The organism is Defluviitalea phaphyphila (assembly GCF_001466305.1).
Classification (GTDB): Bacteria; Bacillota; Clostridia; order Lachnospirales; family Defluviitaleaceae; genus Defluviitalea_A; species Defluviitalea_A phaphyphila.
The window spans coordinates 128,029-128,883 of the sequence record NZ_JWID01000006.1 but is presented as its reverse complement, the minus strand read 5'-3'; the positions used below and the strand labels follow the sequence as shown (position 1 = coordinate 128,883).

At 49.0% G+C, this 855-nt stretch carries 1 rRNA gene (only partly in view); it reads left to right on the top strand.

Annotated elements, in window-relative coordinates:
• Positions 1–855, top strand: a 23S ribosomal RNA gene (locus tag OM90_RS06375) (its annotated part continues 1,587 nt past the right edge of the window); the annotation flags it as partial.

The window sequence follows — 855 nt, the reverse complement described above, 5'->3', positions numbered from 1 at the left end:
GGCAGGATCCAGAGTACCACGGGACACGAGGAACCCTGTGGGAAGCAGGGAGGACCACCTCCCAAGGCTAAATACTCCTTGGTGACCGATAGCGCATAGTACTGTGAAGGAAAGGTGAAAAGAACCCCGGGAGGGGAGTGAAAGAGAACCTGAAACCCTATGTTTACAAGCAGTGGGAGACTGAGAGGTCGACCGCGTACTTTTTGTAGAACGGTCCGGCGAGTTACTTATACTAGCGAGGTTAAGCACTAAAGGTGTGGAGCCGAAGGGAAACCGAGTCTTAAAAGGGCGAAGAGTTAGTATAAGTAGACCCGAAACCGGGTGATCTACCCATGGTCAGGATGAAGTCACCGTAAAAGGTGATGGAGGTCCGAACCCACAGGTGTTGAAAAACCTGGGGATGAACTGTGGGTAGGGGAGAAATTCCAATCGAACCCGGAGATAGCTGGTTCTCCTCGAAATAGCTTTAGGGCTAGCCTTGATGGAGTGTAACGGAGGTAAAGCACTGAACTGCCTAGGGGGCCAACAAGCTTACCGAAGCAAATCAAACTAAGAATGCCGTATACATGCTCATCAGGAGTCAGACTATGGGAGATAAGTTTCATAGTCGAAAGGGAAAGAGCCCAGACCATCAGCTAAGGTCCCAAAGTGAGTGTTAAGTGGGAAAGGATGTAGGATTTCAAAGACAACTAGGATGTTGGCTTAGAAGCAGCCATGCATTTAAAGAGTGCGTAATAGCTCACTAGTCGAGAGGTTCTGCGCCGAAAATGTCCGGGGCTAAAACACTACACCGAAGCTGTGGAATGACGTAAGTCATTGGTAGAGGAGCATTCTTTATGCAACGAAGCTATCTTG